Origin of the sequence: Chryseolinea serpens (assembly GCF_900129725.1) — a bacterium.
Classification (GTDB): Bacteria; Bacteroidota; Bacteroidia; order Cytophagales; family Cyclobacteriaceae; genus Chryseolinea; species Chryseolinea serpens.
Genome location: NZ_FQWQ01000001.1, coordinates 2,483,942 through 2,509,510 on the forward strand (window position 1 = coordinate 2,483,942; position 25,569 = coordinate 2,509,510).

Consider the following 25,569-nt stretch of genomic DNA (forward strand, 5'->3'; position numbering starts at 1 on the left):
CCGTTAACAATCGTTTTTAATGCTGAATTGATTTTTTCAAAACGGTGAACCCGCCGGGTTTTACCAGCGATATTTCTTTTACCGCTGGACCTTCATAGGTGAAGGACTTGCTTTCGCCGGGCTTGAGTTGCGCGATGTCGAAGGTTTGACTTCCGCAGGCGATCGAATAGTGGCGCAAGGTGTAGCTTGGAAAATCTTTCCGCGCGGTCACCGTAATATTCAGTTTACTGCCTTCGTTTTGGAAAGCCAGGGTAGCCGGCGAAAATTCCTCCTGGAAAGCATAGTACATGCCACGCAGTTCCCGCTCGGGCGACACCAGTCCCCAGGGACGATAGCCGTTGGGATTGGTGCCGGGGAAACGACTCTGATAGTCGTTGAAAGTCCATACTGATGCACCAATGAGGAAATCGCATTGACGAAAGTCCTGCATCGCCTTGGCAAGATGGTCCACCCGCCCTTGCTCCGTCTTCACACCGTCGGTGCGAATACCGAATTCACTCACGTAAACCGCTTTGTCGGGGTAGACCTCGTGAATGTGTTTCAGGTTATTGAGATAGTTCCCATACATGTTGGAGCTGATGAAGTCGACGTACTGTGAAGCTTCATCTTCGGGTTTCTTGATGATGTCGCGCGCCACGAACATGCTGGCAAACGTGACCAGTCGCGAAGGGTCGAGTGACTTGGCGTAGGCATACATGTCTTTTGTCCAGGACTTGCCCTCGTCGGTTTGGGATGGGTATTCATTGCCCACACTCCAGGCAAACACCGAAGGGTGATTCCAATCGCGTTCGATCATTTCGCTAAACTGCGATTGAAATTTCTTGCGCATCACCGGGTCCGCCATTTGTTTTGGTGTGAGCTGCCAGTTGCCCGCTTCGGCAATGATGAGCAACCCGTGCTCGTCGGCCCAGTCCAAGAGGTGCGTGGAGACCGGGTAGTGGCTGATGCGCGACAATTCCATGCCACCCGATTTGATGAGGGTGAGGTCTTTCTCTAAAACGTCCTGAGGGTCCATTGACCCGAAATGTGGATAGTCCAACGGCCGGTTGCAGCCACCCATGCGGATGGGCTCGCCGTTAAGCAGCAGACGGGTTCCTTTTACCTCTACTTTCCGGATGCCAAACCGTGTGCGCACCGTATCCGTGCCGGCGATCACTTCGGCTTCGTACAAGGTAGGCTCGTCTGTATACCAAAGCGCCACATCTTTCGCGGCCAACGTGCCGTCTATCCACAGGCTGTTGGGCGTTCCGCCGTCAGGCCTCAGTTTTCCTTTGAACGGGACCTTGATCTTATTTCGGTAAAGCGTGAGTACCGGCACAATCTTCTTTGCCGGATCAGCATTGACAATATCCACACGCACCTGTACCGAAGCTGTCTTCTTCAGCAGGTCGGGATCTGCCACGATCTTCACATGTTGAATGTATGTGGCTGGACGGATAATGAGATACACTTCGCGATTGATGCCGCCGTAGTTGATCCACGGAAAAACTTGCGCGTTGTTTTCCTTCTCATAGTTCACACGCGTCTTGGCACCGGGGATGGTGGTGGTGTCCCAGGAGTTGTTCACCCGGAGCGCAAGGGTGTTCTCTGCCGACAACGCATCGGTGATATCCACTTCAAAGGGTGTGTAACCACCTTCGTGCTCGCCCAATTTCTTACCGTTCACCCACACCGCCGATTTATAAAACACGGCTTCAAACCGGAGAAATGCACGATGACCTTGCGGAACGGGAGCCTGATTAAATTTCCTTACATACCATGCCGAGCCCGTGTAGAGTTGATAGCGCGGATCAACCGAAAAACAATGCGGCACCGTCACTTTGTCCCAGCCCTGCACGGGAAAGGTTGGCGTATGCCATGCATTATACTCGCCGATGTTGACCGGATCGAGGGCAAAGGCCCATTCGCCGTGCAGGGTTGTCTTCGATGCCTGGCCCAGCAACGTGAGCGGATAAAAAAGAATGAGGAGGACGATGTATTTCAATTTCATGGATCATTTAAAGTTTGAAAGGGCGTCGGCCACTACCGCGCCAATATGGTTTAAACCGATTTGATTATAGTGAATTTGGTCTTTCATCCAACCTTTCGCTTCAAACAGATTGGTTTCCGTGTAGACCACGCTGGTGAATTTGTCTTTATCGGCAACATTCTGCTGTGCGCGGCGCACGGCGTCGAAGCCTTCGTGTGGATGATCTTTGAAGTAGCCGGTTTGAACAATGTAAAAAGGGACCTTGCTTCCGAGGGCTTTCCGGAATCGGGCGATCAGGTTCGTCAACGCTGCTTCATATTCATGCGGTGTCAATTTTCCATCGTTGATCGCGTTGGCATCACGCTCGCCCTGGAGCCAAAGTATCCCCGAGAGCGTGAGGGCCGTTTTCTTTTCGGCAGCCTTCACTTTTGTTATGGCATCATCGAACAACAGCAGGTTGCCGCGCGTATCCCACGTCCCATAGTTATTCAACTCCGCCTTTTGATGACAGGAAGCTCCTCCCCGCGCTGCCGAAACGATGACAATAGAAGAAGAGCCTTGTCGCGCCACCATACCCGACGCAAAAGCCGGTGCGAGACTTCCGCTGTTGGCTCGTTCAAAACTCAATTCTTTTACTCCAACAGGATCGGCGAGTGGGCGCAATGCGTCGGAGGAGAACGCATACTCCCACGCCGTGTCCTCCTCGCATTTCGGCGACAACGTGCTGTCGCCCTGCCCCACGGCGTTGCTCTGGCCTGCGATGAGCCAGAGCGTTTTTTCCTGCGCTAAAGTTTTTGCGTTCATCAAGAGGCTGCTCACAAAAAGGCAACAGGCGAACAGTGAAGCCCTCCGGTTAGACCGAAAAACTCCCCTGTTCGCGCTGCCACCCTCTACCCAAATCATCATCACTTACTATTATTTCCAAGGATCGTTTTGTGTCAGCAACGTGTTGGCGTTGAGCTCATCCTGGGGGATGGGAAAATATTTATTCTTTGGCTGTGGTGTGCGCACGGGATAGTAGTCGCTCACCGCCAACGGAATAACCGTCATGAATTTATCGGTGCGCGTGAGGTCATACCAGCGGTCGCCCTCGGCAAAAAATTCCCACGAGCGCTCTTGCAACACGGCATCGATAAAATCCTGTTGACTCAATCCTGCCGTTAGGTCACCCAGGCCTGCACGATTACGAACCGCGTCGGCGTAGTCATAGGCCGCCGTGGTTGGTCCGTTGAGGTGCGCTTCGGCTTCCGCGGCAATGAGGTATACGTCGGCCATGCGGAGGATCGGAATGTTGTTGGTGCAGCCCGTTGTCGAAATGGGGTCCATGTATTTTTTTACCAACACCCCACTCTTGGTGATGGGTGTGATACTTTTTTGCGAAACCGTCTTGCCCGTTTTATCGATGTAGGTGGTATCCAGTAAGGTGCGGCGTTTATCGTCGGGATCAAAAGAATTGAAGAACGACTGATAGGCGAAGAACGATCCGAACGTGGTCAGTCCATACGCAGGACCGTTGCTACCGGCAGGACCACAAAGGCCTACCATCTGGTGGCTTCTCGACGAAGTGGAGCCGGAAACGGAGGCGTTGGACTCGGATTCGAACGCAAAGATATTTTCCACGCGTGCCACATCTTCTTTCGTTACATCGTAGATATCCTTCACGTTGGGCATCAGCATCAGGTAGGGATTGGTCATCACCGCCTGGGCCTTCGACAACGATGTGGCCCAATCCTGATTATAGAGTGCTGCCTTGGCATACAAGGCCAGCGCAGCTTCTTTTGAAGGACGACCTTTCACCAGGGAGGCCGTGTGCGTGGGCAACTTGGCAACCGCCGAGTCGAGGTCCTGATAGATCTGCTTGTACACATCGGCGATGGCGCTCTTCGGCACGTAGGCATTGGCCTGCACATCACTGGATTTTGTTTTAACGATCACTTCGCCGAAGTTTTTCGTGGCCATCCAATGATAGAATGCGCGCAGGAAAAACGCCTCACCGATGATCTCTTTTTTGCGGGCGGCATCCATATTGGCGCCGGGCACTTTTTCGATAACCCAATTTGCCTTTTCGATACCATCGTAACAAGATATCCAGATCTGTTGTGGCGATTCAAAAAGACGTCCCGCTGTGCGTTGGGCCGTGTAGTTGACATCGTAAGTGAACAAGGTCAGCGTATTTCTGGACACGGCGACACGCGGATAGGTTTGGTCGCCGCTGAAATCGGATACCAACACCGCCGCAGGACCGCTGTAGAGGTCGGCGATGGGATCGTATGCCGCGGTGATGGCAGCCTGCGCATCGGCGCCGGTCTTGTAAAAGTTTGCCGTGTAGATGGAAGAATACACCTGCTCATCCAGCTGGCACGATGCAAGCATCAGCAGCGTCAGGCAAACGGAAGTCATGTATGTCGTTAAGCGTTTCATAAGATTATGCTTGTTATAGATTCGCGACCGTTAAAAAGTTACCTGAATACCACCGAGCACCGAGCGCGCAGCCGGATACACCAGGTTGTCTACACCGATGGCGGTGTTTGATCCGGCGTAGGTGTTCACCTCGGGATCATAGCCCGTATACTTCGTGATGGTGAACAGGTTGTTCGTGCTCACATAGATCCGCGCGCTGTTGATGCCCTTGATGGCCGGCAGGCGATACCCCAGCGTGATGTTCTTGCACCGCAGGTAAGAGCCGTTCTCCACAAAGCGATCCGTGATGGGAAGGCGTCCGCCCTGGAGCGGGCTGGCGTATTCGTTGTTCGGATTGTCGGCGGTCCAATGGTTGGCCACACCGGCCAACAGGTTGCGTTGCCCCAACGGGTTTTCGAAGGACGCGCGGCTCACGTTGTAGATGTCGTTGCCATACGTTCCGGACACAAATACGCTGAGATCAAAATTCTTGTAGGAAAGATTGGTCGAGAGGCCATAGATGAATTTCGGGTTAGGATTTCCCGTGATCACCTGGTCGGCCGACGTGATGACGCCGTCGCCGTTGTAGTCCTTCACTTTTGTTCCACCGATGCGTCCATCCGAACCCGGGATGATGGTCTCACCGGTTTGATAGATGCCGTCGAACAAATAGGTTTTGAAAAGACCCAGGGGCTGGCCAACCTTCAGGAGGGTGTAGGTGGTAATGAACCGTTCGTTGGTCACCCCGCCGTCGATGTCGGTCACCTTGTTACGGTTGGCCGTGAAGTTGGCGCTGAGGTTCCATTTAAAATCTCCGTGATCGATCACCCGTGCGTTGACCGCCAATTCAACCCCCTTGTTCTGAATACCTCCGAGGTTCGTAATAATAGAAGGATAGCCCGACGACAGTGGCAATGTTTTTTCATACAAAAGGTCTTTGGTGTCTTTCTTGTACACGTCCACGGTAAAGCCGATGCGATCGTCCAGGAAGCTCACATCCAGACCGATGTCCAGCTGCGTGGATTTCTCCCAGCGAAGATCAGGGTTGGCAATGCCTGACGGGCTAATGCCTTTCGTGTACGCGTGATTGAATTGATAGTCGCCTCCGCCCGGAGAGGTGAGACTCGAAGTAGTTTGCAGTGACAGCGATTTGTACGGATCGATCGCACCGGCATTCCCCGTACGGCCGAAACTGGCCCGGAGTTTCAAGTCGCTGATGACGTCCACATCTTGCATGAACGCTTCTTCATTGATGCGCCACGCTGCAGACGCTGCGGGAAAGAAACCATACTTGTGGTTCGCGCCAAACTTGGACGAACCGTCTACCCGTGCCGTGATGTCAAAGAAATATTTATCCTTGTAACCGTAGTTCACGCGCCCCATATACGAATCGAGCCGTTCCTTGGTGCGCAAGCTGCTGGTCGACACGGTGTTTGCGATCTGTAGCGATTCATTGGTGGTCGCATCGTTCGGAAAGCCATTGGCGTTAATGGTGTTCTGGTTGAATTGCACCGACTGCGTGGCAAACACGCCGGTGAACTTCAGCGAATGAACATCGGCCAACGTCTTCGCATAGGTGAGGATGCTTTCATGCAGCAACACGAGGTTGTTGCGATTGTCTTTTTTTGCCGAGCCCGAATTGGCATTGATGTCTTTCGTGGCGATGATGTACAATGGCGAATAATAGTTATTCAGATTTTCCTGCACATCGGCGTTGAACGATGCGCGGTAGGTCAGCCCCTTCACCAACGTGGCTTCTCCATATATATTCGCCATCACGCGGCGGATGTCCGTTTGGTTCTTGACGGAGGCCAGCCCCAACGGGTTGGTCACTTCGCGGTAGCGGCCGTCGCGTTGTTCGCCAAAGGGATAGAGCGTGCCATCATCGCGATAAGGCCGCAACGTGGGCGGCGCTCCCAGCGCGGCGCCGACGATGCTACCCGTTACCACATCGGCGTCGCCAACCGTTTGCGACCCCGTGGGAATACCCGAGTTGATATTGTAGCTGCCCATGATGCTCGTGCCCACCTTCACGCGATCACTGATCTTGTGATCGAGGTTCAGCCGCAGCGAATAGCGCTTGAAATTGGAGTTGATGATGATACCGTCCTGGTTGAAGTAGTTGAGCGACAAAGCCAGCTGCGTCTTATCTGTTCCGCCGTTCACGGACAACTGATGGTTTTGGATGGGCGCTGTGCGGAAGATGAGGTCCTGCCAGTTCACACCCTGCCCTTCGGCTGCGGGATCGGCATATACCTGCGATTTGAAAACGTCGTTTTCCAGTTGTGCAAATTGCGCGGCGTTGAGCATGTCGAGTTCCTTGCGCACTTGCTGTACGCCGTAATACCCTTCATACGAAACACGGGTGGTCCCGCTTTTACCGCGTTTGGTGGTGATGAGCACTACGCCGTTGGAGCCCCGTGCGCCATAGATGGCCGTAGCCGATGCATCCTTCAACACTTCTACCGACTCGATGTCGCTGGGGTTGATGGTGGAGAGCGGGCTCACATCGGTGATGTTGCCGCTGTTGGCGATCTGGATGCCATCGATGACGTATAAAGGTTCCGATGTACCGTTGATGGAGTTTGTTCCACGAACGCGAACACTGACGTTACCGCCGGGAGCACCGGAGTTTTGCGTGATCTGCACGCCGGCCACCCGTCCCTGGAGACCCTGGACCACGTTGGATACGGGGGTCTGCACGAGGTCGGAGGATTTCACGGAGGCGATGGAGCCGGTGGTTTCAATTTTGCGCTGCGTACCGTAACCCACGACCACCACTTCGCCAAGGGTTTCCATGTCGGTCGTGAGGGTGATGTTGAGCGTCGTTTGGTTCCCCACGGTCAATTCCTGTGTCGTATAGCCGATGAAGGAGAACACCAGCACATCGGCCGGCGTCACATTACCCAGTACAAACTGTCCATCCGCATCGGTCGTCGTGCCGCGCGACGATCCCTTGATCAGCACGTTCACCCCCGGCAGCACTTCTCCCACATCGGAGACGACCTTTCCCTTCACCGATCCGTCTTGCGCAAACGCAAACGACGGGCTGCCCAGCAGATAAAGCATGCATCCCAGCAGCAGGAAAGCACGTGTTGTAGTAAAGCTTTTTCTCATAGAGGTTTGAAATTATGGGCAGAAATGTAATTCGTGTTCCGGGAAAAATTCTTGAAAACGATTGAAATCACGTTTCAAGATGTACCGGGAACGCTTTCGCAACCGCTCTCGATAGGTGCGGGCCGTTCATCCCTGGTCTTTTTTCAATCGTTGCCACCATTTTCCAGGCGACTTTTTTTTACTATTTTTCAGATGGCGAAGCCACGTCAGGGCCGTTCGTCGGGAGGACCACTATGATCAAATGCAACAAATGCGGGGAGGTCGATGCCATTGCCAAATCGGGCATCGTGCGGGGAAAACAGCGATATCATTGCAAGCGGTGTGAGTATTATTTTACACAACCTTCCTTGCTCACCCCGGAGACGCATCATCACCGCCGTCACCAGACCACCATCATGGACATCGCCAGCGCGTTGCAGATCTCCAAATCAACCGTATCGCGCGCTTTGCAAGGACATTCCGACATCAACGAAAACACCCGCAAGGCCGTGCTGGACATGGCGCACCAACTGGATTACCAACCCAACCTGTTGGCGCTGGGGCTGGCCAAGAGCCGCAGCTATACCATCGGCATCATCGTACCCGAATTTATCAACAGCTTTTTTCCCTATATCATTATTGGCGCACAACAAGTGGCCAACCCGGCGGGATATCACGTGATCATTTGTCAATCCAACGAATCGCTGGAAACCGAGATTGCCAACACCAACGTGCTCATGGCGAGCCGCGTCGACGGCGTGGTGGCGTCGGTGACGGCGGAGACAAAAAGCCTGGATCATTTTCAAAAGTTCCAGCGCGCCGGCATCCCGCTGGTGATGTTCAATCGCATCTGCGACGGATTGGATGTGTCGAAGGTTTTGGTCGACGATTACGACGGGGCCTACCGTGGCGTGGAGCACCTGATCCAGCAAGGTTGCACACGCATCGCGCACTTGGCCGGACCACAAAATCTGCAGGTGGGAAAGCAACGGCTCCGCGGATACCTTGACGCCCTCCGTGATTATAATTTGCCGGTATACGACGAATTGATCGTGTACTGCAACCTGACCAAAAGCAGCGCCCAAGCCGCAGCCCGGCAATTACTGGACCTCCCTACCCCACCCGACAGCATCTTTGGCGTGAACGACCCGGCGGCCATTCAAACCATTCTCATTGCCAAGAGCAAAGGCATCTCCATTCCCAACGACCTGGCTATTGTCGGTTTTAGCAACGAACCCACGTCGGCACTGATCGAGCCGGGACTCACCACGCTGGCACAGCCCTTGGATGAGATCGGCAAGACCACCGTTCAGTTTCTGTTAAATGAGATGGAAGACGACACTATCCTGCCGCAGACGGAAATCCTGAAGACACAGTTGATTGTGCGGGCTTCGTCTTTGCGGAAGCGATAGCCACAAAGGTCTATAAGCCAAGCGCCGTGACAAAACCCTCCTTCTGGAATTTCTCCGTCACATCCGAATAAATAGTAGACAACACCTGCAGCCCCTCCTCGGGGTCAAGCCTCACCACAAAGTTGTGATAGGCCACTTTCTGCGTATCGGACGCTTTTCCGGAAATGTTTATATCGTAGTCGACGAACAATATCAGGGTGAAAACGAGGAGATGATCTTCGCTATAGGGAGCAACATGGAGTATTTTATAGTCACCTTTATTGGCCGACGACAATACATCCGCTTTTAGTTTTTCAAATTGATCCTTTGAAAAATCTTTCTTGTTCACATAAGGAATATCCAACGATGCGGCTATGGCCTGTGCCTTTGAAGGATTTTTTTTGATGGCATTGATGGCGGCTTTTGTGGACTGTCTGCTTAACGCACCGGAGATCAGACGCGTCACCACGAAGCCAACTCCTCCTAAGATCATTAAAACGGTTACGATTAACTTTCCCATAGTTAAAATTGTTTGTTGTGATTTGATTTGCGGATTCGAAAAAAATATAGGTTAGCGCACATGAATGACACGCAAAAATCGAAAAAACAATTTAAGTAGGTGAGAATTCCTTAGAAATTTTATCAACGGTATGGCTAGTAAATTAAACTACGGCTACTTCCCGCAGTTCACGTCGCAAGATCTTGCCAACGGCTGTTTTGGGGAGGGCGGTTACGAAAGCCACATGCTTGGGAATTTTATAGGGCGCCAGGTTTTGCCGGCAATGGGCGATGATCTCGTCGTTGGTGAGAGAGGTGTCGCGTTTTACGATGAATACTTTTACCGCTTCTCCACATTGCGCATCGGGCACGCCAATGACGCCCACTTCCAGCACCTTAGGATGCGACGCAATCACATTTTCGACTTCGTTGGGAAAAACTTTTAAGCCCGACACGCTGATCATGTCTTTTTTGCGATCGACGATCCGGAAGTAGCCGTCTTCGTCCATCACCCCCACATCGCCCGTCCTAAACCAATTGCCTTCAAAAAAAACGCCGTCGTTGTCGTGATTCCAATAGCCGCTCATCAGCTGGGGGCCGCGGGCGCAGATCTCTCCTGTTTCGCCCTGGGGGAGCTGTTGACCCGCCTCGTCGAATATGCCTAATTCGGTGCTGGGCAACGGTAACCCTACAGAATCGTTTTTTATATGGCCGGTAATGGGGTTGGCGCAGAGCGCGCCGGAGTTTTCGCTGAGTCCGTAGCCTTGAATGATCGTGTTGCCGGTCACTTCTTTCCATCGGCTGGCAACCACCTCTTGCAAGGCCATGGCCCCTGCCCCCGCAATGCGCAGTTCTGAAAAATCAACGGAGGCAAAATCGGGATGACTCAGCAAGGCATTATACAATGAGTTGACGCCACTGATCACCGTAAATTTATGTTTTTTCAACTCGCGCACGAACCCGGGAATGTCGCGCGGATTGGTGATCAACACGTTTTTGCTTCCACAACAATAGCCGACCAGCAAATTCACCATGAGGGAATAGACATGGTAAAGGGGCAATGCTGTGATGACCACATCTTCCCCCTTGCCCTTCATCGCCGGAAAAAGCCAATCCCTGAGTTGTCGCGCTTGCGCCAACAGGTTCCGATGCGAAAGCATCGCACCCTTCGGCGTGCCGGTCGTGCCACCGGTATATTGCAACACTACCAGGTCGTTGATATGAACAGTCGGCTTTTGATACGGCGAGCGGCTGCCGATCTTCAGAGCATCATTGAACCGGACGGCACCTGCGATGGAGTAGGCCGGCTCGAGCTTCTTGCCATACTTCACCACGAGATCGACGAGCGTACCCTTGATCATCCCAAGCCGGTCGCCCATGCGTGTAACAATCACATGTTTGATGCCCGTGCGTGACAGAATAGACTCCAGACTTTTCCCTACGGTGGAGAGTATGACCACGGCTTTTACCTGCGCATCGAGGAATTGAAATTCCATTTCACGCGCTGTATATAAAGGATTCGTCGGCACCACCACCAATCCGGCTTTGATGGCGCCGAAGTATGCAATCGGGAATTGCAATAGGTTGGGCAGTTGCAGGGCGATGTGATCTCCTTTGCGCAGACCGATGTGTTGCAGGTATGCCGCAAAGTAGGTGGCCTGGCGATGCACGTCGGTAAAGGTCATGGTGACACCCATGTTGTCGGCTGCGATCGCGTCGGTATACACCAGGCTGTAGTGATCGAAGTAGTCGATCATGGAGTAGTGTTCAACGGCACCGATTTCATGCGGAATGCCGGCCGGATAACTTTTGTACCAAGCGAAAGTCATAGGATCCAGGTTAGGTTCGATGACAAAACGTGTACCGGAATACCTTGAGATGATGGCTAACGAAAACGGTTTCCTGCCAACGACTTGTCTATCGAAAATAACAATTTATCCGAGATTTTCAAGAGCTTTTCTGCACGAACAAATTCGATGTTCACACGTGTATCACCCTAAACCTGCAAAATTTTTGTCTGCGAAAAAATCACAGGATGGATTCCCGAATTCCCACAACCACTTTTCCCAAACTCTTGCGACTCTCCATAACACGATAGGCACGATTGGCATCTACCAACGAAAACTTCTCGGGGTGTATCAATGGTTTTATCTTTCCCGCCTCAACAAGTTTCGTTGCTTCCTGGAGGATCTTGCCATGATGCTGCCGGCCTTTACCGGTGAGCAAAGGAAGCAAAGTAAAAATACCTGAATACGTGGCACCCCGGAAAGACAAGGGAGCTATGCTGTGCGTACCCCAACCCAACGCGCTCACCACGTGACCGTGATAAGGCCGGATAGACTTGAAGGAGTTGTCCAGCGTTTCACCACCGATGGTATCGAAGACGATATCAAATCCTTCAGAGTCGGTATATTGTTTCAAGTATTCTTCGGGTGTCTTCGTGGTGTAGTCGATCCCCTCGGCGTTCAGCGTGGCGAGGTAGCTCAGTCCTTTGGCAGAACCGGTCGCGAACACTTCGGCGCCAAAAGCTTTGGCGATCTGAACAGCAATATGCCCTACGCCACCCGAACCGCCGTGAATGAGCACCTTCTGTCCGGCGCGAACTTTTGCGCGGTCCACTAAGCCTTCCCATGCCGTTATAAAAACCAGTGGCAAGGCTGCGGCTTCTTTCATGGAAAGGTTTTGCGGCTTGCGCGCCAACAGGTCGGCATCGGCCACGACGTATTCGGCGAGCGTTCCCGGGTGTCCTCCAATGCCGCCCATCATGCCATACACTTCATCGAGCGGCTTGAAGTCGGTGACACCCTCTCCCACTTCTTCAACAATGCCGGCTCCATCGATGCCGAGTATGGCCGGCAGCGTAACGCGGGCGTGTGCGGCCTTGCCGGCCATGACCTTCAGATCGAGTGGATTCAGACCACTGGCCATTACTTTTACCAGGACCTGGCCTTTGCCGGGCGTGGGGCGCGACATCACCCGGAACTCCAGTTCTTCGTTGTACTTTTCAAGGACCATGGCATGCATGGTGAGCGTAGGTTTTTTCATATGGTTTTTTATTGCAAAGATTCTGCGGCAGGAAAATCAACGGGGATCGCTGTGAGTGCGTAGACATAGTTCGTATACACCCGCACAGCCACCAGACCGGTCAGCTCCATCAACGCCGCTTCGGTGTAGCCTTGTTCATAAAAGTTGTTCAGCGAACGCTCGTCTGCGTGCCCTTTGTTTTCGGCGATGGACTTTGCCAGTTGCACGATGGCATTCAGTTTCACATCGCTCACGTGGCCCCGCCGGACATCCAGCGTCTCCGCGTTTGAGAAACCCCTCAAGATGGCCAGCCTCGTGTGGGATGCCAGGCAATAGGCACATTGGTTCACTTCCGATACAACCAGGGCAATGGCTTCTCTTTCCTTTGCAGAAAATTGCCCGCCGTTGAGGCCGGCTTCAAAATCCAGAAATCCTTTTAATGCGTGGGACGAATAGCCCATCGTGGCATACAGGTTGGGCACTTTGCCCAGGCGTTTTTTCAATTGATCAAATAGCACGCGCGACTCATCGCTGACCTGGTCTGCTGAGGGAACGGTAATGGTTTTCATAAGTATGGTTTGAAAGCGACGCTCGTAGATGAATTGCTTCTCCGTCGCAGTGAGTTATACGTCAAAAGTAGTGTGGGCGTCCACACCATAGCATGGACAAAACAGGAAGAGTACCGGACAAATTCGACAGGGGTCGACCAGCCGAATCCTGACAAACGATTGCGTTACGGGGCGACGTCGGCCATCACGGAGATCCCTGTTTTGTCGCGGAAGGTTTGGGGTGAGACGTGGGTGAACTTCTTGAAGAAGCGGCTGAAATAGGATTCGTCCTCAAAATTCAAAGCATGTGCGATTTCCTTGATGCTTTGCCGGGTCAGGTGCAGCTTCTTTTTGGCCTCCAGGATCAGGCGTTCCTGGATGAGGGTGGACGGCGTTTTTTTAAAATAACGGACACACCGTTTGCTGAACGTGTTGGGCGTCATGGCCAGCAAACTGGCGTAGTCGTTCGGCTTGTGAAGCGTGAGAAAGTTTTTTTCCAGCAGTTGCATGAACTGCTCCATTTGTTCGTCTCTTTCTTTCGGGTCGCTCGCGGAAAGGGCGTGGAGTTTCGCGCTGCTCGACCGGGCCAGGAAGAGTTGCAGGTAGGATTGCAAAACCATTTCATCGGGAACCTGCGCAGCAAATTCCTCCTCCATGTCGGTGACGATCTTTTTGAAACCTTTCACTTCGGGGGTTGTGAGCGCGATAGACGGCTCGATATAAATATTGTTAAACAACAATCCATTGCAGCCTACTTGGGTTTTGTGGTATTCGATGCAATAGAAGTCGCCGTGAAATTGGATCATGGTCCCCTTCAGGCCATGACACTCTTGCATGTAGATCACCTGCAGCGGTGTGGAGAACAGCAACATGGGCCCCTTAAAAGGAAAGACACCAAAATCGGCGTGGTACGTTCCCTCTCCTTCTTCGAGAAAGAGAACGGTATAGAGGGAGTGTTGTCCCGGCACCGCCATGGTCTCGTCGTGCACCGGGTGAAGGCAGAAGAGCAGCTCCCCTGTGGGAGAGACCAACCTGTTCATGTTTTCTAAAAAAGCAGGATTTTCCATGGCGACGTTGCACAGCTGTTGCGAAAGGCGTTAACCCCCCATTCCCTTCTGTGTTCACCTAATATTGAAAGAAAAATTCAGGTCTCCAAAAAAGCGAATTGGTTTGGGCTGGGGGATAAAGCCGTCCATCCCAAACCAAAAAGCCCGGTCAGAGCTTCTTGTGCTCAACATTCGGGAGCAAACCGGTGACAATGCCGATCAGCGGCAGGAACGCGCAAAGTTTAAAAACAAAACCGATGCTGGTATGATCGGCCAGGTTGCCTAAGACAGCGGAACCGAGTCCCCCCATGCCAAAGGCCAGGCCGAAGAAAAGACCCGCGATGGTCCCCACTTTGCCGGGTACCAGGTCGGTCGCATACACCAGTATGGCCGAGAATGCCGACGCAATGATGGCGCCGACAATGACGGCGAGCACGACGGTCCAGAACAAACTCACATACGGCAGCAACAACGTGAACGGTGCCACCCCTAAGATGGAAAACCAGATGACCACCTTTCTGCCAAAGCGATCGCCGAGCGGGCCGCCGGCGATGGTGCCCACGGCTACCGCAGCCAGGAAGGCAAACAAATACAGCTGCGACTGTTGCGCGTCGATGTGGAATTTATCGATGAGGAAAAATGTGAAATAGCTGGTCATGCTGGCCATGTAGAAATACTTGGAGAAGATCAGCAACAAAAGAATGCCGATCGCGGCAACGATCTTTCCTTTCGGCAAAGCCGGTCGCGCGTCGTGGACAACGGCTTTCGATTTCTTCAGGTACAAATGTTTCTGATACCATTTTCCCACCTGCCACAACAGCGTGATGCCCAGTACAGCCGCCACCGAGATCCAACTCACACTGTGCATACCGTAGGGCATGACGATCAACGCCGCGAGCAAAGGACCGAGTGCACTGCCGGCATTGCCACCCACCTGGAAGATCGATTGCGCGAGTCCTTTCCGTCCACCCGAAGCCAGCTGCGCCACGCGTGACGATTCCGGGTGAAACACCGACGACCCCATGCCCACCAGGGCCACCGAGACCAGCAACATTCCAAAACTATTGGCCATCGAAAGTAAAATAAGTCCCACCAACGTAAAGCTCATGCCAATGGCCAGCGACATGGGCAACGGCTTTTTGTCCGTATAAAATCCAACCACCGGTTGAAGCAATGAAGCGGTTAATTGAAACGTGAGCGTGGTCAATCCGATTTCGGTGAAGGAAAGACTAAACTGTTCTTTGATCAATGGATACACCGCCGGAATGACGGACTGCATCATGTCGTTGAGCAAATGCGTAAACGCGATGGTGAACAATATGGGATAAACCGTTTTCTGAACGGCGGCCGGCTCGACCGCGAGGGACATCTCTGACGCTGCTTTCATCTTGAAATAATATGCTGTGATTATGAATTCATTTTGGGTTGTGGCCATACTTGTAGCCGATGATCTTCTCGGCGGTGTCGCCGGCCTGGGCGGCATTTTGCGCTACGATGGCTTTGAAGAGTTTCTCGTGGAGGGAATGACTTCCCTTGAACGCTTCGGTATCTTTATAGAGGCGAAGGAATCCTTTTTTCAGGTGCACCGAGATCACGCGGTACAGGTCCGCCAGGATCTGGTTCTTGGTGGCCTCGGCCACTGAAACGTGGAAATGGATATCGGCTTCCACACAGTCTTCCAACCTTCCTTCGGCCGCGGCTTTCTTGCGGTTGGCAAGGTGTTTTTCCATGGTGCGAATATCTTTTTCCGTTCGGTTGCGGGCGGCTTTTTCCGCGATCTTTAATTCCAGCAGTTCGCGCACGTCGTCCACTTCCTGGATGCGCGCGCGTTTGAGCCGCTGATCGAACGGTTCGTTGCTGGCCGCCGCACTTTCCACAAACGTTCCCAGTCCCTGGCGGACATTCAGGAACCCGGCGTTGACCAGGATCCGGATGGCTTCGCGAATGGTGGACCGGCCCACACCAAAGAGCTTCATCAGCTCCGGTTCGATGGGCAGCTTGTCGCCGGGCTTGTATTGCCCCAGGGAGATCTTCTCCTGCAGGCGGGAGGCGACTTCGTCGGAAAGTGATTTTCGGCTGAGCGTGTCTGGCATAGTCATCATATCATCTGATGATTGGGCAATATGGCTGAAAAACGATCTCTGGCAGTCAGGGGTTGTCGTTTATTGAAAAAAAATTTGAACGGAATACGGGATTGAACAACCGCTTGTATGGTAATGACCTGTTTTGATCTCCAGGATGGGCAAAAATCGCAATTGCTATAATTTCTAAATAAATTTACAGGAACTCCGGAAAAATGGATAAAAAGATCGTCTCGTTCAACAACCTATTCGATACCTACAAAGCCATGGGGCTGCCCGTCGACGGCATACCCACGGCGGGCGACTTCACCATCAACAACCTGAAGACGCTCCACCCCCAATTGCCCTTCTCCTCCGTGGGCTACCGGCCTGGCTATTTCTCTTTTCTTTTTGTAAAGAACGCCACGGGTCAATACACCACCGACGACTCCACATTCAAAACGCAGCCCGGCACCATCTACTTCACCAACCCAGGCCATTTCAAATCCTTTGTCTGGAACACCCTCGAGGACGTGACGCTGATTACGTTTACGGAAGACTTCCTGAAGGAAAATGTGCACCGCGATGTGTTCCAGGAGTTCCCCTTCCTGTTGTCGGAAACAGTTTCACCCCGCGTGCTGGAGCCGGAGGCCTTTGCTGAATTCGAATTGCTCTACCAGCAGATCGATGAGGCGTTTCGCGGGACGTCGCAGTACAAGCAGAAGATCATCGGCAATTTTTTTGTGATCCTGCTGCTGAAGATCAAGGAATATTTCTGGAGCGACTACAATCCCATCTATGAAGGCAACCGCAGCTCACAGATCGTGAAAACTTTTCGCAGAAACCTGGAGGCGCACTACCGCCAGTTGGTACAGGGCAAGACCAACAAGGTCTATCGCGTGCAGGAATACGCTTCATTGCAAGGGCTGCACCCCAACTACCTGAGCAACGTCATCAAAAGCAAGACCGGGAAGACGGTGAGCACCTGGATCATGGAGAAGACCATTACAGAGGCAAAATCGCTGTTGCAAAACTCTTCGCTTTCCATCAAGGAAATTGCCTACCTACTGGGTTTCACGGAGGCCACCCACCTGAGCAACTATTTCAAAAAGAACACGGGCACCACGCCGGCCCTGTACCGCAAGGAGTCGACAAAGGCCGATCTTTAGATTTCATAAGCAATTCTGTAATTCTCATACGTTCCAGGGCCGGTCTGTAGCCCACCTTTGTGTCATCAACAAAACACAAAATCGTATGAGAACCCTGCAAGAAAAAGTAATCCTGGTAACCGGCGCCTCCAAAGGAATTGGCGCAGCCGTTGCCCGTCAACTGGCCGCCGATGGTGCCAGCCTCATCGTGAACTATGCCGGCGACAAAGCCGGTGCCGACACGCTGGTGGCCGAACTAAAAGCAAAAGGCACCAACGCCATCGCCGTGCAAGCCGACGTGAGCAAGCCCGCCGAAGTAAAACAAATGTTCGACACCGCCCTGGCGCACTTTGGCCGGATCGACGTGCTGGTGAACAACGCCGGCGTGATGATCACCAAATTATTGAAGGACACCACCGATGAAGATTTCACCCGCCAGTTCGACATCAATGTAAGAGGCGTGTTCAACACCCTGCGTGAAGCGGCCACCCGTTTGGCCGACCATGGCACGATCATCAACTTCTCCACTTCCGTGAACCGTATCATGTTGCCGACCTACTCCACGTATGTGGCCACGAAAGCGGCCGTCGAACAATTGACGCGCGTGTTTGCAAAAGAGGTCGGCGGCCGGGGCATTAATGTGAACTCGGTTTCGCCGGGACCCACGAACACCGAGTTGTTCACCAAGGGAAAAACAGACGAGACCATTGCGCGGCTTGCTTCTTTGTCGGCTTTCAATCGCATTGGACAGCCGGATGATATTGCTAAGGTGGTGAGCTTTTTGGCGAGCGATGATGCGAAGTGGATCTCGGCGCAGAATATTGGGCTTAATGGGGGGATGGCTTGATAGTCAGGAGCCAGAAGCCAGGAGCCAGTAGTCGGTAGTCAGTAGTCAGTAGTCAGTAATTAGTAATTAGTATTAATCTTTAGTAGTCATTAGTTTTTTTAATCAAATCAGAAAACTTTAAAAACTTTAAATCCATTTGTTTATGAACAGTTTAAAAAATAAAGTCGCCATTGTTACAGGATCTGCAAGGGGGCTTGGTAAAGCTATTGCTGAACGGTATGCTGCGTTGGGGGCGGATTTGGTGATCAATTATTCCAAGGACAAAGCTTCGGCCGATGAGGTGGTGAGTAACATCAAGGCGATGGGGGCGCGGGTGATCGCGGTGCAGGCGGATGTGAGTAAAGTGGCTGACATTGAGCGACTCTTTGCTGAGGCTAAGAAAGCTTTTGGTAGGGTCGATATTGTGGTGGCCAATGCGGGGATCGAGTTGGTGGAGACGCCGGTGACGGAGTTTACGGAGGCTCAGTTTGATCGCGTTTTTTCGATCAACACCAAGGGTTCGTATTTCACGCTGCAACAAGCGGCGCGTAACATTGAGGACAATGGGCGCATCATTTACATCGCTTCCAGCACGACCTCTTTTCCTGTTCCCGGCATGGCTGTCTATGGTGGAAGCAAAACCACACCTCGATACCTGGTGGACATTTTGTCCAAAGAGATCGGACACCGGGGGGTGACGGTGAACTCGATCATTCCTTTTGCGGTGGATCATTCGGGAATTTTCGCGGAGGCCGATAGTTATCCGGCGTTGCGCAAACAATTGCTGGACAGTTGCCCGATGGGAAGGCTTGCCGAAGTGGAGGATGTCGCCAATGTGGCGGAGTTCTTTGCCAGTGACCTTTCCTCGTTTGTGAACGGCCAGCACCTTTTGGTCAACGGAGGCGCTACCAACTAGCGGCTGGGGATCGCCCCGGCATTTTGACCCGATCGTGTGATGCACGTCGGGTTATTATCATGTCATTCATTTTTAATATTTCTTTCCATGCCGAACATTTAAAAAGCGCTTTGGCGCCAACGTATGTTGAACCCCTCTCAAAATGAAGATTATCAAAAAGCTTTGAATCACCTGGCCTTCTCGATATCGCACCGGTTTCGAAGACCCATCGCCACCATGCTGGGACTGCTCGAGCTGATCCGGCTTGACCTCCTGAAAGAACATGAACACGAGCAGGCGATCGTCGACTTCAGAACCTGCCTTGATGAACTCGACCGGTATACGCGTGAGTTGGGATGCCTGATCCATCGCGAGCAGATCAAAATAACCGGGTGCGGCGGATCCATCGATTGAAATATATTGGCGCATTTTGCCTGACTCATCTTTGTCCGGAAACGATCATTAACGCATCAGAAAGTCTTCCTCTTCTTTGCTGGATCCATCCCATTTATTTTATAACACATACTTCACACCATCGTAAAACTACAAATGCTCAAATGTCGTTCTTCGCGACATCAACCATAACCAAGACGGGAGCAGGAAGGAACAGGACGGTTAAATCAAAGTTTGCTTTTAACTATACAGGGAAGACTCTTCAAAAAGTTCTCTCGACCATTGTTGTCTGCACGAGGGAATAGGTAGTCTCGCGCGGCATCGATGGCAAATTCCTTCAGTGAACATCCAGCCGATGCCAGCCATGATTGGTGACGATTGAATTTATTTCTAAAAAACGTTCGCACGTTTTACAAGGAAGTGATGTGGAAAATTCCGAGTTTAGAGGGACTTGCCCTCGCGTTGCCCAGCCCGGGGGTTATTCAGTAATACGTAGAAAAAAGATTGTGCATTCACGCTAAGGATACGGTTATGATCAGAATTATTTTACTCAGTGATTTTTCCGAAGAATATTATAAGAACCTGTTGCGTGGCATTACGCGGTACTCGAAAGATCACGGCCCCTGGACGTTTTGCCGGATGCCCCCGTACTACCGCGAGACCATCGGCATCGACGGCATCCTGGAGTGGGTTCATGAATGGGGCGCCGATGGCATCATCGGGCAATTCTATAACGATGAGGAAGTGAATAAATTCACCGCAGCAAAGATCCCGGTCATTGCCCAGGACTTCAAAGAACGGTTCACCAGCATTCCCAACATCACCGGCGCCTATCATGACACGGGGCGGCTAGGCGCGGAATACTTCCTCAAAAAAGGATTCAAAAATTTTGCTTTCTACGGATTCAACAACATTGTATGGTCGCGCGAACGGGCCGAAGGTTTTGAAGAGCGCGTGAGAGAAGCGGGCTATACCGTGCACTACTATGAACACAAAGAACAGCGGAGCCGCGACCTTTGGTACTATAAACCCTCCGAACTCAGCCGCTGGCTCCAGTCGCTGCCCAAGCCCGTTGCCCTGATGACGTGCGACGACAACCAGGGACATCACATCACCGAAGCGGCAAGTCACGCCAACATCCGCATGCCCGACGAAGTGGCCGTGCTCGGGGTGGACAACGACGAAATGCTGTGCAACCTCTCCGATCCTCCCCTCTCCAGCATCAACCTCGATGCCGAAAAATGTGGCTATGAAGCCGCGCGGCTCATGGAGAAAATGATCGCCCAAAAAACCTGCACCGCCCGCGACATCGTGGTGAAGGCCACGCACGTGATCACCCGGCAATCCACCGACATCTTTGCCAGCAAGGATAAATACATCGTGAACGCGCTGAAATACATTCACGAAAACCTGGACAAAAATCTGAAAGTAGACCAGGTGCTGCGCGAGGTTCCCCTCTCCCGTCGTTCGCTGGAGAAACGGTTTATGCAAACCACCGGTTACCCCGTCTACGAATACATCTACAACCAACGCATCGAAAAATTCACCCAGAAATTATTGGAGACCGACATGACCATCTTCGAGATTGCACTCGATCTCGGGCTTACGGATAGCAAAAACATCGCCCGGCAATTCAAACAGATAAAAGGATTGACACCCGTCGAGTATCGCAAAAAGTATATGGTGACCAAGCAGCCCGTGTAATCCTCACCCTGCGCACAAAAGTCACCCAAACCCCGATCATTCCGGGCTACACCAACCTGATCCAACCCGGATCGCTTTAAAGTGTTATGGTTTCTCTTTAACCCAGCCCACCGGAAAGGAAGCATACTTGATCGTCTTTCCCGGCTTGACATCGTCGCGATGATAACTGTACACCACCTGTATGGTGCCATCAGCGCCCGCGATCACCGAAGGGTAGTGGCTTGACGTGGCGTCTTTGGTGCGGGTGTCATTTTCGAGACTGCGTTTCCAGCGCCAGGTTTTGCCTTCATCATCGGAGATGGCAACGGAAAGATTGAAGCGCCCTGCTTCGGTGTCGTTGAACACCATGAGCCATTCGCCATCGGGAAGTGTCACCATGTCGAAGCCGGCACCGGGGTTGGGAAGTATATCGTCTTTGGCGATGCTCCAGGTCATGCCTCTGTCGTCTGAAGTCGTACGTTGCATGCGTTGGGGTGGCGGGCCGTTGTCGCGAAGGTAGGCCGCCAGCGTGCTGTCCTTTTTTATAGCGACCGTGGGTTGAATGCCGGCGCCGCCTAACACGGGGTTGCTGAATTGCCAATGCTCTCCATCGTCATCAGAGATCGCAAAAAGAGACCCGTCGAATCCGTCGCTATACAGCGGGAGGATCAGGCGGTTGCCGACATAAACAGCTTTGTTCTTGGTTTGCCAGCCGAGCCTGCGCGTGAGCGGATACCCCAGTTCTGCCGGGGTGTCGTGTGCATCGTCGGTGATCCGGCCGTTGCGCAGCATGTTGCGGCCCTTTGAGAGACTGTCCATTTTATAGCGATAAGCCTTCCAATCGGCCATCATTACATGCTTGAGACTATCGGGAGCCTGCGGCAGTAACGTGGATTTCATGTAGTCTTCGTATTGACGCAACTGGTCACCTACTTGCACCACGAACTTATCGTTGGGTTGGATGCCGCGTTCGGTTTTATCGCCGGCCTTTACCAACAAAATATTTTGTGTTTTCCATTCGGGTACGCCGGGTTGAGCATAGTTTTCGCTTCGCGCATACATTAACAACGACGTTTCCCATTGGTTGGCCAGCACGGTGTACCACATCAGCCAAAGCCGTTGCTGCTTGTCCATGAACAGGATGGGATTGATGTCGGGAAAACCGGGTGCATCCGCCATCACGAAAGGTGTTGACCATGCGGTGTCTCCTTTAATCAATCGCGAACCCATGATCCGCACATCGTCGGCCCATCGTTCGCCCGACCCTTGAAACCATGCCGACAACAAATCGCCATTGGGCAGCTCCACGAGCGTCGATCCATGGACGTGTTCGTCCTGCAATGGAAAAATGAGGTTGGTTCGCAACGATTGTCCGGGGGGCTTTTCACTTGGGGGCTGACAACCGTTGCTCACCAACAAAATAAGGAACGGCAGGGTCGCTTTCTTCAGATACGTCATCATCATTGTTTTCGTTTTTGCGACATCGCCTCACGCACCGCCGCCACGTCGTCGGTTTGTATGAGATCGACGTTCAGGTCAATGGCTTTCTCATAGTTGGGCAAGGTATCGTGTTCACCCAGCAGATCGGTGAACACGCGAATGCCGGCGGCATGACATTGAGTCACCAGGTCCGGCGTTATCTCACGCCAGGCCACATCGAAAGCATAGGGCTTGAGCGACTGCGTTGTCGCGCGCACTTTGTCAGCACCCGGATACGATGGCATGAGACGGGCAGCAGCATACTCCTGGCGGATCTTTATCAACGTCGCTTCGTCGCCATAGAAAACAGCAGAATTCAACAACGCATAGCGGCGGAGGGTCTTCACCACCGTGCCCGCGACAATGTCTTTGCAATCCACATAGAGCCGGCAATAGTGAGACGACACCTTGTTATTTTGGACGACGAGGGCGCATACCTCATCCAAGACCGGCACTTTTTCGTTTTCGAATTTTCTATCAAACCATTGGCCGGCCGAGAGTTTTTGAAGCTCGCCGATCGCCACGTCTTTCACGGACTTATCGATGCCTGTTGTCCGTTTCAGTGAACAGTCGTGGAGGCAAACCTGTGTGCCGTCGGAAGTTGTGCGGACGTCGACTTCGATAAAATCAGCTTTCATCTCCATGGCCAGCCGGAACGCGGCCAATGTGTTTTCGGGTGCTTGACGCGATGCACCCCGGTGCGCCGAAACCAGAAGAAGGTGGTTTTCTGATTTTGTTCTCATCGTGAAAGAAAGCAGCATCGTGCCTGCAACGGCGATCACCCCAAGTCTCCACCAGCTTATTTTTTTTATGACCGTCATTATGCTACCCTTAACGCCAGCCGCCCGCTTTCAAAGCCTGGATCACTTTCTGAGGTTCGTCCGTTTGAATGATGCTGGCCCCATGCTTCAACAATTTCTTCAACGCATGTTTTTCTTTTCCATTCCGGATCTCTTCATCCGGCTCACCGAGCGCGTTGATCCAGGCGCGGGCATAGCTGCCTTTGATCATTTGAATACAATCCGGTGTGTAGAACGAGTCGTCGATATGAACCACCGGCGGATCGAACAACGCGATGGCCGAGTCGGCTTGCGTGTAGCGATAGGCCCGTGGCATGATCATGAAATTGGTGTCGGCGGCGCGAATGGCAGAGAGCAATGTGTAGTCACTGTCGAAAAAGAAAACGATGTCCTTGGTTTCCGTTTTGCGAACGATCCGGAGGACGTTGTCGATGCGATCGGTTTTAAGGTCCAGGTCCACCAATATTTTTCCCGACGCCACGTTCAACGCCTCTTCGAGTGACGGAATTTTTAATGACGTTCGCTTTCCTTTATCCACCAGGAAAAGTTGTTGCAGCTCGCTCCAGGTCATGGCCTCGGGATCTCCCTTTCCGTTCGTCGTGCGGTCTACGGTTTTGTCGTGCATGAGAAAGGGGACACCGTCCTTGGAAACCTTTACATCTATCTCCACAATATCGACCCCCAGGTCGATGGCGGCCTGAATGGCCTTTAACGAATTTTCCGGGTAGCGGTGATGTTCTGCACGGTGGGCCGCTACCAATACACTACCCGACGGATCGAGCAGGGTATGGCGAATGGCGTCCGCATTTTGCTGCGCATAGCCTGCTCCACAGATCCAAAGGAAAAAAAAGAAAAGCGCGAAACGTTTTTGCATGATCACCTATTTTACAAACACTTCATCGTTGTCGGCCACATACATGCGGGTGCTTTCTGTGTATTCTCCGCCGTTGGGGTCTTTGTATTTCAGATCCAGATAGAATGCCCTGTAGCCCGACGGTGGGAAGGGTTGGGTTGACGTGATCACAGGTGTCTTCTTTTTCAGCATCAGGCTTTTGCCCGTCCACTTGTCGTTGCGAAAATCCGTGTCGGGCGATTCGGTGGTCCACAGGATGGCGTCGATCAATTGATCGGGGGTTGCTTTCACGCTGAGGGTGATGCCTTTCTTGGAATACGTTAACGTGGGTGTGCACAACGGGTAGGGTGTATGCATCAGGGTCTCTCCAAAAAAGGCGCTCAAGGCGGTGAGGGCTTGTTTCTTGTCGCCAAGGTCATGCCCCACGTTGGGAACGTAGTGCACAAAGTTCTGGCCTGGGATGCTGTCGATGTAGTGCTTGATGGCGTCTACGGTCCAGTACTCGTCGTTCGTTCCCATGAAGAGCATCTTGGGCATGGTCAGTTTCTTGCGGTAGGAATATGGATCGACCATGGTGTTGATGGCCTCGCCCTTTTCGGAACGCGCCGTTTGTGGAATGCCCAGCTTCACATAGTCTTCGATCTGCTCGCTATAGGCCTTCCACATTTTGATCTGGTAGTCGAGGTTGACCGGCATGTTGAGCACATCGATCACCATCGGCGCCATGGCGGCCACCCGCGGATCGCTGGCACCCGTGAGCCACGTGGTCCAGCCACGCTTCGAAGCACCCGACACCAAAAAACGATTCACGTCATGTTGCAAGGTAGTTTTAGAAAACTCCTGCACGGCGTCCATCGCCCTGACGGCGCTCTTCACCATGGGGAAAAGCAGCGGCCAGGAATAGTCGCCGTCTTCTTTAAAATTGTGGAGCGTGAAAGAGATCAGCGCATCTTCTTCGAGGTCGTTGAAGAGGGGTTGGTTGGGTGTCTGACGCAACACGGCCACGATGGCCTTGTTCTTGGTGGCGATGTCGGCCATCGATTTATTGAAGCCATCGTCGCGGCCTTTCATGTTGGGCAAACCTTTGTTGTTGCTTCCACCAGTGATGAAGAGGAGCGCGCCATCGTATTTGTTCTCTGCCGGCACCAGGATCGTAAGCTGATGACTCCAGACAAATTCGTGCCATTGTTGGGAGACCAGGAGAAGGCTATACGTTTTTACATCGCCTAGTGTGTAGGTATCTTTTACTTCCCAGCGGTAGGTTTTGTCGCCATTGTTCAGGTAGCCTTGCAGGGCTGTGGAAGGTGTGAGTTGGGCTTGCAAGGCGTTTGTGCCCATGCAAAACAGGAGGAGTGTGAGGAGGGTGTTGGGGAGGAGGTGTTTCATGAAACGATGATTTTGATGGGTTGAATTTTAAGGATGATTTGGATTGTGGTCCTACTTTGTTTGTTGAGGCTGCT

The 25,569-nt window shown here is 52.5% G+C and carries 21 protein-coding genes; 6 read left to right on the forward strand and 15 right to left on the reverse strand.

Annotated features, from left to right (window positions below; genetic code table 11):
- Window positions 1–16 precede the first annotated feature (16 nt).
- The 4 genes from BUB30_RS09860 to BUB30_RS09875 all read right to left on the reverse strand — a co-directional run bounded on the left by BUB30_RS09860 (window position 17) and on the right by BUB30_RS09875 (window position 7,486).
- Window positions 17–1,990: a glycoside hydrolase family 2 protein gene (locus BUB30_RS09860; protein ID WP_073133202.1), complete on the reverse strand. Its 1,974-nt coding sequence runs from the start codon at window positions 1,988–1,990 to the stop codon at window positions 17–19.
- A gap of 3 nt (window positions 1,991–1,993) precedes the next feature.
- Complete coding sequence (locus BUB30_RS09865; RefSeq protein WP_073133204.1) at window positions 1,994–2,773, reverse strand: sialate O-acetylesterase; 780 nt, start codon at window positions 2,771–2,773, stop codon at window positions 1,994–1,996.
- A gap of 111 nt (window positions 2,774–2,884) precedes the next feature.
- Window positions 2,885–4,390 carry a RagB/SusD family nutrient uptake outer membrane protein gene (locus BUB30_RS09870; RefSeq protein ID WP_073133206.1) on the reverse strand — a complete coding sequence of 502 codons (1,506 nt, stop codon included), beginning with the start codon at window positions 4,388–4,390 and terminating at the stop codon, window positions 2,885–2,887.
- A 30-nt stretch (window positions 4,391–4,420) separates the two neighbouring features.
- On the reverse strand, window positions 4,421–7,486 hold the full coding sequence (locus tag BUB30_RS09875) for a SusC/RagA family TonB-linked outer membrane protein (protein WP_073133208.1): 3,066 nt from the start codon (window positions 7,484–7,486) through the stop codon (window positions 4,421–4,423).
- Window positions 7,487–7,719: 233 nt separating this feature from the next.
- Between BUB30_RS09875 and BUB30_RS09880 the strand changes: the two genes are divergently transcribed.
- Window positions 7,720–8,877, forward strand: a complete 1,158-nt coding sequence (locus BUB30_RS09880) for a LacI family DNA-binding transcriptional regulator (RefSeq protein WP_073133210.1) — start codon at window positions 7,720–7,722, stop codon at window positions 8,875–8,877.
- A gap of 10 nt (window positions 8,878–8,887) precedes the next feature.
- Here BUB30_RS09880 and BUB30_RS09885 read toward each other — a convergent pair whose 3' ends face one another.
- The 7 genes from BUB30_RS09885 to BUB30_RS09915 form a co-directional block, all read right to left on the reverse strand.
- On the reverse strand, window positions 8,888–9,376 hold the full coding sequence (locus tag BUB30_RS09885) for a hypothetical protein (protein WP_143164843.1): 489 nt from the start codon (window positions 9,374–9,376) through the stop codon (window positions 8,888–8,890).
- A 142-nt stretch (window positions 9,377–9,518) separates the two neighbouring features.
- Window positions 9,519–11,183 (reverse strand): AMP-binding protein, encoded by a 1,665-nt coding sequence (locus tag BUB30_RS09890; RefSeq protein ID WP_073133216.1) that lies wholly within the window; start codon window positions 11,181–11,183, stop codon window positions 9,519–9,521.
- A gap of 199 nt (window positions 11,184–11,382) precedes the next feature.
- Window positions 11,383–12,399 carry a zinc-dependent alcohol dehydrogenase family protein gene (locus tag BUB30_RS09895; RefSeq protein WP_073133218.1) on the reverse strand — a complete coding sequence of 339 codons (1,017 nt, stop codon included), beginning with the start codon at window positions 12,397–12,399 and terminating at the stop codon, window positions 11,383–11,385.
- Between the two features lie 8 nt (window positions 12,400–12,407).
- Window positions 12,408–12,947: a carboxymuconolactone decarboxylase family protein gene (locus tag BUB30_RS09900; protein WP_073133221.1), complete on the reverse strand. Its 540-nt coding sequence runs from the start codon at window positions 12,945–12,947 to the stop codon at window positions 12,408–12,410.
- Window positions 12,948–13,111: 164 nt separating this feature from the next.
- On the reverse strand, window positions 13,112–13,966 hold the full coding sequence (locus BUB30_RS09905; RefSeq protein ID WP_084138107.1) for a helix-turn-helix domain-containing protein: 855 nt from the start codon (window positions 13,964–13,966) through the stop codon (window positions 13,112–13,114).
- A 175-nt stretch (window positions 13,967–14,141) separates the two neighbouring features.
- The gene (locus tag BUB30_RS09910) at window positions 14,142–15,359 is read right to left on the reverse strand and encodes an MFS transporter (protein WP_073133224.1); all 1,218 of its coding nucleotides are present in this window, start codon (window positions 15,357–15,359) and stop codon (window positions 14,142–14,144) included.
- Window positions 15,360–15,387: 28 nt separating this feature from the next.
- The gene (locus BUB30_RS09915; protein ID WP_221408687.1) at window positions 15,388–16,074 is read right to left on the reverse strand and encodes a FadR/GntR family transcriptional regulator; all 687 of its coding nucleotides are present in this window, start codon (window positions 16,072–16,074) and stop codon (window positions 15,388–15,390) included.
- A 194-nt stretch (window positions 16,075–16,268) separates the two neighbouring features.
- On the opposite strand from BUB30_RS09915, the gene BUB30_RS09920 reads away from it, so the two are divergent.
- The 5 genes from BUB30_RS09920 to BUB30_RS09940 all read left to right on the forward strand — a co-directional run bounded on the left by BUB30_RS09920 (window position 16,269) and on the right by BUB30_RS09940 (window position 20,998).
- Window positions 16,269–17,201, forward strand: a complete 933-nt coding sequence (locus tag BUB30_RS09920) for a helix-turn-helix domain-containing protein (RefSeq protein WP_073133226.1) — start codon at window positions 16,269–16,271, stop codon at window positions 17,199–17,201.
- Between the two features lie 85 nt (window positions 17,202–17,286).
- Window positions 17,287–18,027, forward strand: coding sequence for an SDR family oxidoreductase (locus BUB30_RS09925; protein ID WP_073133229.1), 741 nt, complete (start codon window positions 17,287–17,289; stop codon window positions 18,025–18,027).
- A 142-nt stretch (window positions 18,028–18,169) separates the two neighbouring features.
- Window positions 18,170–18,922 (forward strand): SDR family oxidoreductase, encoded by a 753-nt coding sequence (locus tag BUB30_RS09930; RefSeq protein ID WP_073133231.1) that lies wholly within the window; start codon window positions 18,170–18,172, stop codon window positions 18,920–18,922.
- 123 nt (window positions 18,923–19,045) lie between these two features.
- Window positions 19,046–19,315 carry a hypothetical protein gene (locus BUB30_RS09935; protein WP_073133234.1) on the forward strand — a complete coding sequence of 90 codons (270 nt, stop codon included), beginning with the start codon at window positions 19,046–19,048 and terminating at the stop codon, window positions 19,313–19,315.
- Between the two features lie 510 nt (window positions 19,316–19,825).
- Window positions 19,826–20,998, forward strand: coding sequence for an AraC family transcriptional regulator (locus BUB30_RS09940; RefSeq protein ID WP_073133237.1), 1,173 nt, complete (start codon window positions 19,826–19,828; stop codon window positions 20,996–20,998).
- Window positions 20,999–21,082: 84 nt separating this feature from the next.
- On the opposite strand, the gene BUB30_RS09945 is transcribed toward BUB30_RS09940, so the two are convergent.
- From BUB30_RS09945 to BUB30_RS09960, 4 genes are read right to left on the reverse strand one after another with little or no spacing between them, the layout of a single operon-like run.
- Entirely contained in the window at window positions 21,083–22,441 is a 1,359-nt protein-coding gene (locus tag BUB30_RS09945; protein WP_084138000.1) for a sialidase family protein, read from the reverse strand.
- On the reverse strand, window positions 22,438–23,277 hold the full coding sequence (locus BUB30_RS09950; protein WP_073133239.1) for a glycerophosphodiester phosphodiesterase: 840 nt from the start codon (window positions 23,275–23,277) through the stop codon (window positions 22,438–22,440). Before BUB30_RS09950 ends, BUB30_RS09945 begins: the two co-directional genes overlap by 4 nt.
- A 10-nt stretch (window positions 23,278–23,287) precedes the next feature.
- Window positions 23,288–24,130, reverse strand: a complete 843-nt coding sequence (locus BUB30_RS09955; RefSeq protein WP_073135034.1) for a glycerophosphodiester phosphodiesterase family protein — start codon at window positions 24,128–24,130, stop codon at window positions 23,288–23,290.
- A gap of 6 nt (window positions 24,131–24,136) precedes the next feature.
- Window positions 24,137–25,495 (reverse strand): PhoPQ-activated pathogenicity-related family protein, encoded by a 1,359-nt coding sequence (locus BUB30_RS09960; protein WP_073133241.1) that lies wholly within the window; start codon window positions 25,493–25,495, stop codon window positions 24,137–24,139.
- Window positions 25,496–25,569: the final 74 nt, after the last annotated feature.